The sequence below is a fragment of the Colwellia sp. Arc7-D genome (assembly GCF_003061515.1).
Taxonomy (GTDB): domain Bacteria; phylum Pseudomonadota; class Gammaproteobacteria; order Enterobacterales; family Alteromonadaceae; genus Cognaticolwellia.
Window position 1 is genome coordinate 2438817 of record NZ_CP028924.1, and the last position, 15914, is coordinate 2454730.

Here is a 15914-nt window from a genome sequence, read left to right on the forward strand (position 1 = left end):
CTTTTTATTTTTATTCTCTTTATTCTAACCATAGCGGCGCAGCCCCTTTGTCTTTGACAATTGCTAAACGGTTTTCGTGCTCTGTTAGTTCATCGGCAGTAGCAGCTAAAACCTTTAATTTTGGGCGGTCATTAGTTAGTCTGCGAATAGCGTTTGCATCACTACCTTGGCCTTCACCTTGGTTTAAATTGAAGGTAGCTTGTTTACGGGTCATCTCTATGTAAACAAAGGCCAACAACTGGGCATCAATTAATGCACCGTGATAGGTACGGTCAATTAACTTATCAACTTTATAAAAACGCGCTAAATAATCTAAGGTTTTAGGTGAGCCAAACTCGTCTTTTGATACTTTTAAAGTATCGGTAATCGAACAAACATCTGTCGTTTTTGGAAAACCTGGCATCATGGCAAATTCATGATCCATAAAACCAACATCGAACTTGGCATTATGAATAACTAAACGTGCACCTTTGATAAAGTTTAAAAACTCCTGCCCTATTTGTTCAAATCTAGGTTTATCTCTTAAAAAGTCATCGGTTAAACCATGAATATTAATAACTTCTTGGTCCATTACCATTTGCATACCATGTGCCATAGGCTTGACGTAAACATGATAATTTCTGCCGGTTAATTGCCGGTTGATCATTTCTACACAACCAATTTCAACAATACGGTGCCCTTCTCGTGGGTTAATACCTGTTGTTTCTGTATCGAGTATTATAAGCCGTTCGTCTTGTGTGTTTTCTTCAATCAATTTCTAACCCTTTAGTTTTTCTATGTTTACGCGTGTTATTTTCCGGTAATACTTCAGGAAACTCGGCAATGTTAATGGTAAATCTTTTACTTCGTAAAATATAGGTAATAGCAGATATTACCAATAAACAATGCATTATAATCCAAACTAATGACTGCAACTGCCATATTAAGTAACCTAGCACTCCAATCGTTAAATCAAACACTAAGGCTAAAATAAGCAACGTTTTACATTTTTGCCAACAGGTTCGAACCCATGTGGGCGCTTTAGGTCGCCGTAAACTTAAAATAAGCACTACAAAAAGGCCGATAACACCAGAAGCTAAGTTTAAGTAAAACAATGCCGTTTGTGGATATACCCACTGAATAAAGCCCACATTGTCACGCATGTTTGTTACCGACATTATCCAAATAATATAAGCTCTCAAGACGAACAATAAAATAAAGTAAATACCGGGCGCTAATGTTAAACAATCAAAACTATCAAAATGCTTTGGTGAAAATTTAGCGTAATTATTAGCTGACATAATGTTTACTTACTGCTTGTGCTGCTATCAGCTTTAAGGGGTGATTTATTTTTTGCGTGCCTAATGGCAAATTCCTGATCAAGATACTGCTGTCCTAATGTTATCGCTCTTACCGCTTTTGAGCGAAATTCACGATTATATAAAGTGTAAACAACAAATAAACTGGCAAGAATAAAGGTCAGCGGATGAAAAAACCAACACAAGGCAGCGATAGAGAAATAATACGAACGCAACCCATAGTTAAATGCATGCGCGGCTTGGTCTTGTACTACCGCCATTTGCTCAGCATATTTATTTAGGTTTTCGTTTTCACCGCTGTCATCAAATGGGCATGCTCCAATCATTACATTTAAAAAGCCGTATTGTCTTAATGACCAAGTAAAATGTAGAAATGCCATAACAAAAATTAGCGCCAGCAAACTCAACTTTAATTGCACCATGGCATGATTTGGGGTTTCAGTATAAGGAATTGAACCAATAACAGATTCGAGCCGGTCAACCTGAGCGAACAAGGTAAGTACACCGGCTAATATTAATAAGGTAGAAGAAGCAAAAAATGAAATATTGCGTTCTAAGTTAGCTAGAAGTGCCGCTTCACCAACACGAATATCGCGTCCAATAACTTCATACATCCAATGCACTCTATGCTGGTGTAAACATCGAGCAATGCAATTTGTTGTTTTTGCTTTTTTACGTGCAAAACCAGTGTACCCGGCCCAACAAATAAAGAAACAGCTTAAGGCGATCACATCAAGTAGGTATATTGGCATAGTATATTTCAAGTCAAATCATTTGTACTGAAGATACCGTTATTATGCTTCAGAATTTTTTAATATTCGAGCGATTATTCTTTTATATTAGAAACAAAACAAAAGGCAATAATGCGCTAAGTAATTAAATACTTTCGTCGACAATTTGCCACAAAAATCAAATAATGCGACCTTATTAAGTAATTTAACCTGATAAAAGCCCCAACTGTCGTATATATTTTGACACATCGAACTTGCTTATTCAGCATACTCGCCAGTATGTAATTATTTGTAACTCGCCTCGATGGAGCCCGAATGTATTTATCAATAAAGCCAATGGTATTGACTTTAACTATTTTATTATCAATGCAGTTAGTGCATGCAACCACGGCCCATAAAATAATAAGCAATCAAAATGAAATTATAGAAATACCCCAGATTTCAGGTGACATTGTTATAGATGCTTCATTAAGTGAACCACAGTGGCGCTCTGCTAAAAAAGTTTTAATTAACAATATCACACGACCTTACGACAATATTCCCAGCCCCGTACATACCGAAGCCTTATTAATGGAAAGTGAAGGTTATTTTTATTTGGCTTTCATTGCTAAAGACCTTGATATTAAAGAGATAAGAGCTTTTTTAAAAGATAGAGACAAGTCATGGGGTGATGATTTGGTCGGTATAAAAATAGACACATACAACGACCAACGCAGTGCCTATCGCTTCTTGGTAAATCCGTTAGGTGTACAAATAGACGGTATTGAAAGTGAGGTAACACAAAAAGAAAGCGATGCGTGGGACGGCATATGGGAAAGCGCAGGCAAAATTATTGACGATGGGTTTATTGTTGAAATGGCCCTGCCCTTGAGAATGTTAAACTTTCAAGAAAGCGAAGGTAAACAAACGTGGGGAATAGAGTTACTTAGATACTACCCTCGCGAAGAGCGCTTACGTTTATCCAATATTCATTTAGACCGTGGTAACAGCTGTGAAATATGTCAAATAGCTACAGCTTCAGGTTTTAAAGGTGCAAAACAAGGCAGCAACTTTACGGTTACACCTTCGATTGTTTTGGGCGCAGCACAAGAGCGTGATGATAATAACGAGTGGCAAGATACTAACAATACTGAAGGTAGTTTAGATTTGCGATGGGGAATCACCCCTGACTGGTTACTAAACGCGACTATAAACCCCGATTTTTCTACGGTTGAATCCGATAACGCGCAACTCAATATAAACAATAATTTTGCTTTATTTAATCGTGAAAAAAGACTGTTTTTTCTCGACAATCAAGACTATTTTGATAGTGACTATAATTTGGTTTATACCCGTAACATTAATGCCCCTAATTACGGCGCTAAATTAACGGGTCGTGAAAACAATCATGCCTTTGGCTTATTTATTACCGATGACAAAAATACCAATATTTTAATACCAGGTAATCGTTCTTCGTCGGTTGCCACTATTGATGGTGAGTCAAAGGCGGCGGCATTAAGATATCGTTATAGTTTAAATAACGATATTACACTTGGCTGGATAAGCACGTTACGAACAGCAGAAGATTATTCAAACCGCGTTAACGGAATTGATGCTAGATTTCGCTTAAACACTGAAGACGTTTTTAAATTTCAGTCGTTATTTTCTACAACCCAGTATCCAAACGATTTATTTAAGCAATTTTGTAATGTCGACGAAGAAGATGAACAAGCTCGTTGCGCAACACCAGAAAATAACGATGATTGCCAGTTTGGTGACTGTATTTATAACGAAAATGTATTAAGGACAATAAAAGCAGAAAGCTTTACCGGCAACGCTTTTAAAGCAGGTTATTATCATAATGACAGTAACTGGTATTACCGGGTAACTTATGATCGACAAAACGCGGGGTTTCGTGGTGATTTAGGCTTTATATCGCGTGTTGATCATAATAAATTTTCTGTTGGCGGTGATCGAAAATGGTATGCCGAACCAAATAAATGGTGGACTCAGTTTAAAATATATTCTGACTGGGACCTTATTCACAATGATAACAATGAATTAATAGAAAAAGAGTTTGATATAAACGCACAACTTCATGCTCGTTATAGCTCTTACTTTAGAGTTGGCTATACAAAACGTGAGAGCGTAGGTAGTAGGCTTGATAAGAGCAAGTTGGCAATTACGGATAACAGCACGTTATTTACAGAGCATCAATTTTTTATTTTTGCAGAAACAAAACCTATGCTAGGTCTTTATATAAACGCTAATGTTACGCGAGGAGATAAAATTGACTATCGCAATAATCGCTTAGGAAAAATAAATCGCCTCAGTAGTAATATAAATTGGAACATCAATAAACATGTTGAAGTAAAGCTAAAGCAAACCGTTAGGCAACTAGATGCAGAAGGAGAAAACGTATTTATTGCCCGGTTAACTGATTTACGCACCACTTACCAATTTAATGTACAAAGCTTTCTCCGTTTAAGTGTCGTTTTTAACAATACCAGTAGAAACACAAGTAATTATTTATATATTGCGCCTGAAGATATTAATCGTCATAGCAAAAGCCTCTCTTCAGAGTTACTTTATGCCTATAAAATAAATCCTCAAACAGTATTTTATTTAGGTTACTCTGATCAACACTACAGTGATGAAACTATTCAAGATTTAACGCAAGAACAGCGCAGCGTGTTTATGAAATATAGTTATGCATGGCTTAAGTAAACCTTACCTTGAATATTATTGCCTGCGTATCAATTTATATCTATTGATAAATAACCACCGTTAATGGTAGTTTTTTTATACCAAAATTGAACTATATATTGCCATCTGTTAGCAAATTTGTAACAATTTAAAAAAAGGAATTATTATTAACGTTATATAACTTACGTTAAACACATAAAATAATAATAATATTGGAGTGGTAAAATTGAAGTTTAGTATTCGTGGCCTGTTTACAGTTGCCACTGCCTTTATGCTATTTGTAAAACCGAGTTTTGCGCAAGAAAATACCGTAAACCAGGCACAATTAAATATCCCTCATGTTGAGCTTGAATTAACCATTGATGGCGAATTAAACGATCTCATTTGGCAACAAGCTCTTGATGTTCCAATGAATATTGTAAACAGCCCGTGGAACAACAAACCCAGCCCTGTTTCAACGAATGCAAAAATTGTTGAAAATGGCGATTACCTCTACATTGCTTTTATTGCACAAGATCCTAACCCTGAGTTAATTCAAGGCTTCTTAGGCGACCGCGACACACGCTGGTTTGATGATTTAGTTGGGTTTAAATTAGACACATATAATAATCGTCGCTTAAATTATGAGTTTTTTGTAAATCCTCATGGCGTACAACATGATGCTATTTTTAATGAAATGACCGTCAGTAAAGACCCTGCTTGGGATGGAATTTGGCAGTCTGCAGGAAAAATAACAAAAGATGGTTACCAAGTTGAAATAGCTATTCCATACCATATCCTAAATTTTAACGACAACGATGACGTTAAAACTTGGGCAATAGAACTAATTAGAGTTTATCCTCGAGACACATCGTTGAGAATATCTCATATTGAGTTAGATCGTAACAACCCTTGCTGGCTTTGCCAAACACCTGAAGTTGTTGGTTTTAAAAACGCTAAGGCAAGTAAAAACATTATGCTTACGCCCACTTTAGTCGCCAGCAGAAGTGAAACTCGTGAAATTTTCACCCCCAAAACTGACTGGGAAGCTGAAAACGACATTGATGCAGGTTTAGACCTACGTTGGGGCATTAATGCCAACACTCTGTTAAATGTGACTTTAAATCCAGATTTTTCGAATATAGAAACCGACTCAGGTCAACTCAGTGTTAATAAAACCTTTTCGCTTTTTTATGACGAAAAACGACAATTTTTTGTAGAGAACTCAGAGTACTTTTCCAGTAACTTTGATCTAGTGTATACCCGTAATATAGCTGACCCTGAATATGGTGCTAAATTAACCGGCACTGAAGGCAAACACACTTACGGCGCATTCATGACCAATGATACGCAAACCAATATTATTCTTCCGGGTAATACGGGTTCAAGATTAATCTCGTTAACCGATGATAGTGAGTCAGGTGCTATTAAGTATCGTTACGATGTTAACGAGGACTTTTCAGTTGGTGTGATCAGTACTTTACGCCAAACCGAAAATTACCATAACTTTGTCTCTGGTATAGATTCAAAATACCGATTCAATGACTCGAACTCGCTTCAAGCACAAGTGCTGATGGCTGATACCAAAGACTCGGCTCAGTTTACTGATAGTGGTAAAGAAGAAAACTATAATGATAATGCCTTTAAATTAAACTTTAAACATGACTCAGAATATTGGGAAGTTAGTGCTGAACACCAAGAAATTGGTGCAAGGTTCCGTGCAGATCTTGGTTTTATGCCACGTGCAGATTATCAAAAAAGTAAATTGTTAGTTAACCGATTAATGTACGGTGAGCCAGAAAGTGCTTGGCAAAAAATGACCTTTGCTGGGCAGTGGCAAATATTACACAATGAAAACGGTGAATTACTTGAGCGCTCGATATCATCAAGCTTTAATATCGATGGTCCTATGCAGTCATTGTTTAATGTTTTACTCGTTGCCGCTGATAAAGTGGGGTTACGTCGCCATGAGTTAAATTTTGATTTACCGATAGATAATACCATTGACGGTAACACAGATCGGTTTGAAGAAAATCAAGCGGTTTTCTATGCTTCTATTCAACCTACAGCACAAATATTTACCAATCTTGAATTGACCGTAGGTGATAAAATTGATTATGAAAACAATAGACTTGGCGACTATGTCGCACTTTATGGCAGTATTAACTACAACGTGAACAAGCATCTGCAGTTTGAGTTTTCTCATACCTTTAGTGATTTAGACGCAGATAATGCCAATGTATTTACAGAAAATTTAACCGAACTTCGAGTTTCTTATCAATTTAATGTTAATAGCTACTTAAAATTCAACTTGGTCTACACCGATATTGATTTTAACTTAGATAATAACCCTAACGCTTATACAGCGAAAGATAATAACTTAACTACGCAACTTATCTATGCATATAAAATAAACCCTCAAACGGTGTTCTACTTAGGTTATTCAGATAATAGTTATCAAGATGATAGATTGAAGAGCTTATCTCGTGAGCAACGTACAATTTACACTAAAATTAGTTATGCGTGGTTACCTTAAGGCACTATAACTTCTTATTTAAATTCACAGTAGGTCGTCGATAATAAATGTTTTTTTTGGCTACCTACTCGTGAAATAGTATTGCGTAAAACACCTTCCTCCGCGTTTACTTCGGCATTTATCCAACGATAATGCCTAATATGCTTACCAACTTAACTCCCTGTATTATTACCGACAACAGAAACGACTTTAATTACAACTTTAATTACGACAATCATTACGATAATAATTACGACAATAGTTCCTGCGTTAATACTGACAACAGAACAACAATAGCTCCTAAATCAGGTGCGACTTTAGTCAATATGTACCATTTGATAACTAATAAGTTATGAGTTAGCTCGCATCGCCTGTTGGGTGTTCAATAATATTTTGTTTATATTTCTTTTTGCCAAAATCACTGTCGTTTATAACAATGGTTGAAGATATTTTATCGTGAATAGCTTGTCTATTGGGATCCCAAAATATCTGGGCAAAACCAAGTAAACCAGTTGCTATTCCAGCACCATAACCACCATACCGTCCAAAGCTATCCCAAACTGATAATGGTGTACCATCGAGCTGAATTACTCGTATATTGAAGAGTTTTTTACCGGGTGTTTGTCCATACCAAAGTGCGGTAAACATAGTAAAGTAGAAAGCTGCCCAACCAAAACCTAAGCCTAAATCTTCAACTAGCCCTTTAAGCCAAGCAAGTCCTTTATACACTTTTGGATTGGCTGGTTCGATATCTGCAGCATTCACTTGTTTAGCTTCATCTAACGACGTTGAATCGGCTATTTCATTGGGATTATTGTCTAAGTTTACTTTCGTTGCTTCTGCGTTATTTAGCACAGTAACTTTCAGCATATCTTGATCTATAAGCGTTTTTTCAGTTTGCTTAAGCGCGTATTCTTTTTGTAACTGTGCACTTATAATCGTTATTTCTTGCTCAGTTAAATCACTTTTTTCAGTAATATTCTCAAGTAAGTTAGCGTTAAATTGCTTAGCATCAATTGCTGAGGTGCTTTGTTCAGCATAGCCTGAAGCTAAATCATTACTGAGTTCTTGCCAACAAGGTAAGGTTTCACACTCACTGTGCGAAACAGCAAGGTTAGCAGCAAGCGTAAGTGTGACTTTAATAAAGTCATTACTGGTGCCATCACTGCCCTGCTTTTTATTTTCACTGGATAGCCCTGCTTGCTCAACTTGGTTATTAATTGTGTCTAATTTAGAAAATAGCTTAGGTAGAATGTCGATTAATACAACGAAAACGATTAAGGCGGCAATCATACGAAGTATTGTTTGTCTTATACCACTTATTTTTCCTCGCTTTTTCGCCCGTTTTTTACTGCCTACATTATAAAGTGTGACAGCAACTAACAATGCCAAAAGCTCACCGGGTACTTCACTTAATAGCGCCACCAAAAATAAGTCAACTGTTAGTGCTGCTCCGCGTCGCCATGGCACCGCAAGTGCCATACCAAATAACGATTTATCTATTTTAAAAGCCAGTGGAGTTAATATTTCTCGCGTTTCTTGACCAGACAATTTATCTGCCGTAGCTTTATGTTTTGCCGCTTTTGACAATGATTCAAGGTGTTCTGATTTATTATTATCAGCCTGACTATCTACAGTTTTGGTCACATTTATTCCGTTATCGTTGGGCGATGTGTATATTTACAGGTACACACATGCAATAAAGTTAACAATATCAATCAACTGATTCTACAGCAAACTATTTTACAAACGCATAATAACTAATAAAATCAATGTTTAACATTTTAAATAATGTCTTGCAGCCCTCTTAGTTAGGTATCTATTCCTTTTTTGCATATAAGATACCGAAATATCACTTCTTTTTCTGCCATAAAGGGTTAACCTAATTACAATTGTTGACTATATTGAAATAATTTTCGATAGTTAACACATACAAACAAATAAATGATCTGTATGACATACTTAGTTATACCGAGACAATAGGATTAAAAATAATGTCGACTATATTTGAAGATAACTCAACATCAATTGGTAACACTCCGCTAGTAAAACTTAACCGTGTTATAAGTGGCGAAAACTCAGCTAATGTTTATGCAAAAATTGAAGCGCGTAACCCAAGCTTTAGTATTAAATGTCGCATCGGTGCCAACATGATTTGGGATGCTGAGAAAAAAGGTTTACTTACCGAAGGTAAATCTATTGTCGAGCCAACCAGTGGTAATACTGGCATCGCACTAGCATTTGTTGCTGCTGCTCGTGGTTATAAAATAACGCTTACTATGCCTAATACTATGAGTATGGAGCGTAGAAAACTATTAATCGCTTTAGGTGCTAAATTAGTACTTACCGATGGCGCTAAAGGTATGGGCGGCGCTATTGCTAAAGCGCAAGAAATTAAAGATGCTGATCCAGACAACGTTGTATTATTGGGTCAATTTGATAATCCAGCTAACCCTGAAATACATGAAAAAACTACCGGACCAGAAATTTGGCGTGACACTAAAGGCCATGTAGACTTTTTTGTTGCTGGAGTTGGCACAGGTGGCACAATTACCGGTACAACACGCTTCCTTAAAAGCGTAGCAGAGCATAAAATTATTTCAGTAGCGGTTGAGCCAACAGATTCTCCTGTTATCACTCAAGCAATGGCTGGTGAAGAGTTAAAACCTGGTCCTCATAAAATTCAAGGTATTGGTGCTGGTTTTATTCCTGGTAACTTAGACCTTTCTATTATTGATGCAGTAGAACAAGTATCAAATGACGACTCTATGGCAATGGCGCATAGATTAATGAAAGAAGAAGGTATTCTTGCCGGTATTTCATCAGGCGCAGCGGTTGTAGCTGCCAAGCGTATTGCTGAAAAACCAGAAAATGCAGGTAAAAATATTGTTGTTATTTTACCAAGTTCTGCCGAACGTTACCTTTCAAGCGCTTTGTTTACTGACTCATTTAGTGAAGAAGACTTAGCGTAATAACTATTAAGGTTAAGCTATTTTAGGATAAATGATAAAAATTACATTTACCCTAAAGCATATAACCTTATATATTGACCCTAAATTTAAAGGCGTGATTTATAAATAATCACGCCTTTTTTATTTTAAAAAACATTAGGTTTAGCAACAATTATTACGGTAGTATGCAGGTAATATTACACAGATAATTGTTACTTTATGAATTATATAAAACTTATATCTTTAAGCTTCATGCTTTTAATTTTTGGTTGTGGCGAGTCATCCAAAGATACAATTACAAATGTTGACAACCCTGAAGTGGTTGCCATTGAATTTTTTAATGCCTTGTATAACGAACAAAACATTAAAAAAGCGGCATCGGTATGTAGTCCTAAATTAGCTCGTATTATCTTGCACTATAAATCAACTAAAGCTGTTGCTCGCCATATGTTTAATATGTCTTTTGATAATGTTGAAATAACCCCAGACGATAGTGGTGTTAAAGTTAGAGAGCAGTTTAAAAACTCTGCAGTAATTACGGTTTACTTTGATGGTTATTATCAAAATAACCATTTAAAAGATGTAAAGCGATTATCGCTGATACAAGTAGAAGATAAATGGATTATAGATAAAATATTGAAAGATCCCTTTTAATATTTTTACAGTAAAACTAAAAACGGCGTCAATAATGACGCCGTTTTGTTTTCTAAATAACGATGAAAGTTGCTTTAGAAAATAACTTTAAAAGTTTTATAAATGTCTATGTAAAGCTTAATGTTTACAACTTAGCATTTAATAGCCAATTGCTATGCCTTCTCGTCTAGGGTCAGCACCACCGTGCAATTTACCCTTTGATAACACAATCGCTTGAATGCCACTATTTAAGTCGCGCACTACCACCTTATGGCCTTTTTCTTCTAGTGCTGGTTTAAGTTCGACTAAATCTGTGCCTTTTTCTAGTGTGGTCACTTGATTACGATTAGTTATGCGTGGCAAATTAATCGCTGATTGAGGATCAAGTTGCCAATCAAGAATTGCGATCATAGTTTGTGCTACATAATTAATAATTCGACTGCCTCCAGGTGAGCCTATAACCATTTTTAAACCCTTATCTTGATTGAATACCATCATAGGGGCCATTGAACTGCGTGGTCGTTTACCTGGCTCTAAACGGTTTGCCACCCATAGACCATTTTTTTTAGGGTCTAATGAAAAGTCAGTTAACTGATTATTTAAAATAAAGCCTTCAACCATTAACGCTGAGCCAAAACCCATTTCAACACTGGTGGTCATCGAAATAGCATTGCCGTATTCATCAACAATTGAAATATGGCTGGTTGACGGTAATTCGTAAGCATTGTCATCGGCTTGTGCTAATGCTCCTTCAGGTTCGCCAGCAACAGCATTCCCCATATCTTTATCAAGATTAATTAAGCTAGCGCGTTGAGCCAAATAACCTTTATCTATCAAGCCTTGAGTAGGAACATTAACAAAGCTACTGTCAGCAATATATCGATTACGATCAGCAAAAGCTAAACGCGAACTTTGAGTAAATAAATGAGCAAACTGAGGATCATTCATCGAATACTGTGCAATATCGAAATGCTCAAGCTGCCCTAACATTTGAATAATGGCAACACCACCAGAGCTTGGCGGTGCCATTCCACAAATTTGGTATTGTCTATAAGGGCCACATACTGCAGGTAATTCTTTCGCTTGATAGTTGCTCATATCAGCAAGGGTCAAACGGCCAGGTGCAATGGGTGACTGTTGTACTGCTGTAGTAATTTTCTTGGCAATCCAACCTTGATAAAATACTTTTGTGCCTTCTTTAGCAATACTACGATAAACAGCGGCAAGTTTTGGGTTCTTTAATAACTGCCCTGCTTTTATTGCCTTACCTTCAGGGAAGAAGTAGTTTTTTATAGTTGGTAACTTTGTAATGCCAGGATTGAATTCCATCGCAACCAGTTTTTCTAACCTTGAGGAAACAATAAAGCCAGTTTCTGCCAGCTCAATTGCATCTTTAAACAGAACATTCCAAGGTAATTTACCATATTGTTCATGCGCTTTTTTTAGACCCGCTAATACACCAGGCACACCAACAGATTTACCTCCAACTACGGCTTTTATCCAAGGTATTGCTCGACCATTTTCATCTAAAAACATATCGCTGGTTGCTGCTGAAGGTGCGGTTTCTCTGCCATCAAAAGTCGTTAATTTTTGCGACTTTTTATCCCAGTGCAACATAAACGCACCGCCACCAATACCTGAAGATTGTGGTTCAACTAAGGTTAATACTAATTGCACAGCAATCGCTGCATCTACAGCACTACCACCTTGCTTTAGTATATTAAAACCTGCTTTGCTCGCATAAGGATTTGCTGAAGCAACCATGGCATGATCTGTCACCACAGTTTTTTTAATTATTAAGCCCGTAGCGGCTTCTGGTTCGCGGTCTTGTCTTTTTGTATCTGGCGCGGCGGTTGCACATAAACTGGTGGAGATAAAGAGTAAAGAGAAAAGCCCTTTAGTGACTAAATTTGACATGATGTTCCTTAATAGAGCGTTATGAGAAGCTAATAGAGACTAGCTGGGTTTATAAATGCGCCAGCTTGGTGTGAGTACATTAGCAGTATCGAATTAATATTTAAACTTACCTATTACCCATTTTTTAAAATTAATGATTAGATTGATTAAATGATCGTTGAAATTCATTAAACTTAACAAAGCTACTTAACAGGTTTTGATATTTTTCAGGGGCATTTTCCAAACGTGCTAATGCATGACAACAAGCTTCCAAAGAGGAGAGCGCGTTATCTTTTTTAGTCTTTCTTATTTGATAAAGACTCGTTATTCCTTGCGGTAAAACAATATGTTTTATTTGCTGCAAACAAGGGTTGAGCATAAACATTCGATAAGCTTTTTTCCATGTGCCATCGAGTATAATTATGCATTCAATATCAGCCAATACGCCATTTGTAAGTGTTTTGGTGCTTTCATCTTCAACACCACATTTAACAGTACTTTTAACTTCACTTTCAACTTCACTTTCAACATCACTTTCAACATAATTGTCAATATTGAGTGTTGCTGGCTTTAGCGCTGAATAATTTAATAGTGATGCCTGCTCGCTGGGATATAACAGTGCTGTTTTATCAGCATAATGTTTAAGTCGCAGTGATAATACAGCAGAGTCATCAAAATTTTCACCAACAATAACTTCACATTTCGCAAGCGACTGCTTTAATAAACTCACCGTGCCTTTACTTTGGCCAACTTCACTGGGATGTTGCAGTATAATAACCGAAATATCATTTTCAATACTTACTGCAAACTTGCAAATACAGGCCTTTGTCGGGCGCTGACATTCTTGACATAAAGCTCTGGACATTTAATTAAAATAACTAAAAAATAAAAGCTAAGTTTACGTAAGTTTGTCGTCGAGTTTAAGTCATTTATTAAATTACTTTTAATACCTATTAGCTTTTAAGATTGGACAAGTTTCGAGTAAAGCACACAATATCGTAGTTTTGAGCTAAGCAAGTTATCTATAGCCTTAAAAATCTTGTGTTTATAAACCGAGTGCCAACTGTTAAAGTCAGCTATCTCTTATTTGTCTTATATTTTTACAGAAAATAATAAAACACATGCTGCAATTAAAACCGTTCCCCATAAAAACAACTCAATTTATTGGCCCATTGTTAGTATTGATATTCGCTCTATTAGCCTTTATTTTTGATGACCAAACGTCAGACTTATTAATTTATAATCGTAGATTAATTATTGAAGGTGAGTATTGGCGTTTAATTACTGGCCATTTTTTTCACTCAAATGGTAATCACTTCATGCTCAATGCTGCCGCTGTAGCTCTACTTTGGGCGTTACATGGTCAATATTACCATTATAAAAGTTACCTCATTATTTTTATCGTCAGTGCTCTTATTTGTAGCCTTGGTATGTTCTGGTTTGCACAAAACATCACACTTTATGTTGGGCTATCAGGTGTATTACACGGCTTTTTTGTTTGGGGAGCATTAATGGATATTAAGCATAATGAGAAAACAGGCTACTTATTATTAATAGGCGTAATAGCAAAAATTATTCATGAACAAATTTATGGTGCTAGCGCTGATGTAGAACAACTTATCGGGGCAAGTGTTGCCACCGACGCACATTTATATGGTGCTATCGGTGGTTTAGTTGTATTTACTGTGGCTTATTTCAATGCTAAACGAACTAATGTTTAGGTTGGCTATAAGGATGAAGCTTATCAAGTGCAACGGATAAACCGTTGTCTTGAATCACACGCAGATGATTACGGTCTAATTTTCTTGCATGTTTAACCCCACACGAATGCGCTAATAAGCCTACACCATATTGAATATACTTATGGTAGTTAGCCACACGCTCGGCTTTACTTATTGGGTCTAAACCTTGTTGTAGTTTAGGATTATGAGTTGTTATACCGGTAGGGCAAGTATCTTTGTTACACTGCATCGCTTGAATACAACCTAAAGAAAACATAAAGCCCCTAGCTGAATTGACTGCATCGGCGCCAACGGCTAATGCCCATGCAACTTTTGATGGTGTGATCAGTTTACCTGCACAAATAATTCGAATGTGTTCACGTAAACCATACTCAACCAATAAGTTTACCACCAGAGGTAAACTTTCTTTTAACGGCAAGCCAACATAATCCATTAACGGTTGAGGTGCTGCACCTGTGCCGCCGTCGGCACTGTCTATAGTAATAAAGTCAGGAGCAAACTCAGCCCCTTGAAGATTAATTTCCTCAAGTAAATCTCTCAACCATAACGACTCACCAATAACCGCTTTAAATCCAACAGGTTTGCCTGTTACGTTACGAATTCGATTGACCATGGTTAAAATATCTTTAACCGATTTAATATCTGGGTGGGCATTGGGGCTAATTGAGTCTACGCCAACTTTAATACCCCGTATTGCGGCGATTTCTTCAGTTACTTTTTTACCGGGTAATATACCGCCCTTACCGGGCTTAGCACCTTGACTCATTTTTATTTCAAACATTTTTATTTGTGGTTTAGCCGCTAGTGCTGCCAACCTTTTATCACACAACTGACCATGTTCATCTCTAACGCCATATTTTGCGGTACCAATTTGAAAAATAAGATCAGCTCCACTAGCTAAATGGTAGTTGCTAACACCACCCTCACCTGTATTTAACCAACAACCTGCTTTCGCCGCACCGTCTGATAGCGCTTTAATGGCAGGTGCTGATAATGATCCAAAACTCATGGCTGAGATGTTAAAAATTGAGTCGGTACTATAAGGCTCTTTACAGTGAAGACCAAAGGTAATACTACTTGGCGACACCGCATCTTCTTCGAGCGTTGGAAAGGCACAATTCATAAACATAATAGTACCCGGTGGTTCTAGGTTTCTTGTTGAGCCAAAAGCTACCGTGCGATCTATATCTTTAGCCGCGCGATAAACCCAGCTTCTTTCAGCTCGATTAAAAGGCAGTTCTTCTCTGTCCATGGCGAAAAAATATTGTCGGAAAAACTCACCCTGTTTTTCAAATACATATCTAAAGCGGCCAATAACCGGATAATTACGGCGTATGGCCTGTTTATTTTGTGTTTTATCTACAATATACATGTAAATAATTGCGCATACGCCTAACGCCAGCAGCAATATAAATATAGCGGATAGTGTTTCTAAATAACCAAGCATATTGTCCATGTTTTACTCTTTATTTTAACTTATGTTC

Annotated in this window: 12 protein-coding genes; 5 read left to right on the forward strand and 7 right to left on the reverse strand. The window is 36.9% G+C overall.

Features of this window, described 5'->3' with window-relative positions; all coding sequences use genetic code 11:
* Positions 1–19: 19 nt before the first annotated feature.
* The 3 genes from dnaQ to DBO93_RS10695 are packed head-to-tail and all read right to left on the reverse strand — an operon-like array spanning position 20 to position 2050.
* Positions 20–754 (reverse strand): DNA polymerase III subunit epsilon, encoded by a 735-nt coding sequence (dnaQ, locus tag DBO93_RS10685; protein ID WP_220466228.1) that lies wholly within the window; start codon positions 752–754, stop codon positions 20–22.
* Positions 747–1280: a DUF2919 family protein gene (locus tag DBO93_RS10690; protein WP_108456334.1), complete on the reverse strand. Its 534-nt coding sequence runs from the start codon at positions 1278–1280 to the stop codon at positions 747–749. Before DBO93_RS10690 ends, dnaQ begins: the two co-directional genes overlap by 8 nt.
* Positions 1281–1285: 5 nt before the next feature.
* Positions 1286–2050: a DUF599 domain-containing protein gene (locus DBO93_RS10695; protein ID WP_108456335.1), complete on the reverse strand. Its 765-nt coding sequence runs from the start codon at positions 2048–2050 to the stop codon at positions 1286–1288.
* A gap of 294 nt (positions 2051–2344) precedes the next feature.
* On the opposite strand from DBO93_RS10695, the gene DBO93_RS10700 reads away from it, so the two are divergent.
* Together DBO93_RS10700 and DBO93_RS10705 are read left to right on the forward strand one after the other, a co-directional pair.
* On the forward strand, positions 2345–4735 hold the full coding sequence (locus tag DBO93_RS10700; protein WP_108456336.1) for a carbohydrate binding family 9 domain-containing protein: 2391 nt from the start codon (positions 2345–2347) through the stop codon (positions 4733–4735).
* 205 nt (positions 4736–4940) lie between these two features.
* A complete protein-coding gene (locus DBO93_RS10705; RefSeq protein WP_108456337.1) occupies positions 4941–7229 on the forward strand; it encodes a carbohydrate binding family 9 domain-containing protein in 2289 nt (762 codons plus the stop codon).
* Positions 7230–7565: 336 nt separating this feature from the next.
* Here the strand turns inward: DBO93_RS10705 and DBO93_RS10710 are convergent, their stop codons facing one another.
* A complete protein-coding gene (locus tag DBO93_RS10710; RefSeq protein WP_239058967.1) occupies positions 7566–8855 on the reverse strand; it encodes an RDD family protein in 1290 nt (429 codons plus the stop codon).
* A gap of 347 nt (positions 8856–9202) precedes the next feature.
* Between DBO93_RS10710 and cysK the strand changes: the two genes are divergently transcribed.
* Both cysK and DBO93_RS10720 read left to right on the forward strand, forming a co-directional pair.
* A complete protein-coding gene (gene cysK / locus DBO93_RS10715) occupies positions 9203–10180 on the forward strand; it encodes a cysteine synthase A (protein ID WP_108456338.1) in 978 nt (325 codons plus the stop codon).
* 198 nt (positions 10181–10378) lie between these two features.
* Positions 10379–10813, forward strand: a complete 435-nt coding sequence (locus tag DBO93_RS10720; RefSeq protein ID WP_108456339.1) for a hypothetical protein — start codon at positions 10379–10381, stop codon at positions 10811–10813.
* Positions 10814–10951: 138 nt separating this feature from the next.
* Here DBO93_RS10720 and ggt read toward each other — a convergent pair whose 3' ends face one another.
* The gene (ggt, locus tag DBO93_RS10725; protein WP_108456340.1) at positions 10952–12709 is read right to left on the reverse strand and encodes a gamma-glutamyltransferase; all 1758 of its coding nucleotides are present in this window, start codon (positions 12707–12709) and stop codon (positions 10952–10954) included.
* Between the two features lie 130 nt (positions 12710–12839).
* Positions 12840–13553 (reverse strand): tRNA-uridine aminocarboxypropyltransferase, encoded by a 714-nt coding sequence (locus DBO93_RS10730; protein ID WP_108456341.1) that lies wholly within the window; start codon positions 13551–13553, stop codon positions 12840–12842.
* Between the two features lie 256 nt (positions 13554–13809).
* On the opposite strand from DBO93_RS10730, the gene rrtA reads away from it, so the two are divergent.
* Complete coding sequence (gene rrtA / locus DBO93_RS10735) at positions 13810–14409, forward strand: rhombosortase (RefSeq protein WP_108456342.1); 600 nt, start codon at positions 13810–13812, stop codon at positions 14407–14409.
* Here rrtA and DBO93_RS10740 read toward each other — a convergent pair.
* Positions 14399–15886 carry an FMN-binding glutamate synthase family protein gene (locus DBO93_RS10740; RefSeq protein ID WP_108456343.1) on the reverse strand — a complete coding sequence of 496 codons (1488 nt, stop codon included), beginning with the start codon at positions 15884–15886 and terminating at the stop codon, positions 14399–14401. The two genes, rrtA and DBO93_RS10740, sit on opposite strands and share 11 nt — an antisense overlap.
* Positions 15887–15914 lie beyond the last annotated feature (28 nt).

Excerpts from the sequence above, each read along its gene's own strand:
- DBO93_RS10695 (WP_108456335.1), bottom strand. The coding sequence starts at position 2,050 with ATGCCAATATACCTACTTGATGTGATCGCCTTAAGCTGTTTCTTTATT.
- DBO93_RS10730 (WP_108456341.1), bottom strand. The coding sequence starts at position 13,553 with ATGTCCAGAGCTTTATGTCAAGAATGTCAGCGCCCGACAAAGGCCTGT.
- DBO93_RS10740 (WP_108456343.1), bottom strand. The coding sequence starts at position 15,886 with ATGGACAATATGCTTGGTTATTTAGAAACACTATCCGCTATATTTATA.
- ggt (WP_108456340.1), bottom strand. The coding sequence starts at position 12,709 with ATGTCAAATTTAGTCACTAAAGGGCTTTTCTCTTTACTCTTTATCTCC.
- DBO93_RS10700 (WP_108456336.1), top strand. The coding sequence starts at position 2,345 with ATGTATTTATCAATAAAGCCAATGGTATTGACTTTAACTATTTTATTA.
- rrtA (WP_108456342.1), top strand. The coding sequence starts at position 13,810 with ATGCTGCAATTAAAACCGTTCCCCATAAAAACAACTCAATTTATTGGC.
- DBO93_RS10720 (WP_108456339.1), top strand. The coding sequence starts at position 10,379 with ATGAATTATATAAAACTTATATCTTTAAGCTTCATGCTTTTAATTTTT.
- DBO93_RS10690 (WP_108456334.1), bottom strand. The coding sequence starts at position 1,280 with ATGTCAGCTAATAATTACGCTAAATTTTCACCAAAGCATTTTGATAGT.
- cysK (WP_108456338.1), top strand. The coding sequence starts at position 9,203 with ATGTCGACTATATTTGAAGATAACTCAACATCAATTGGTAACACTCCG.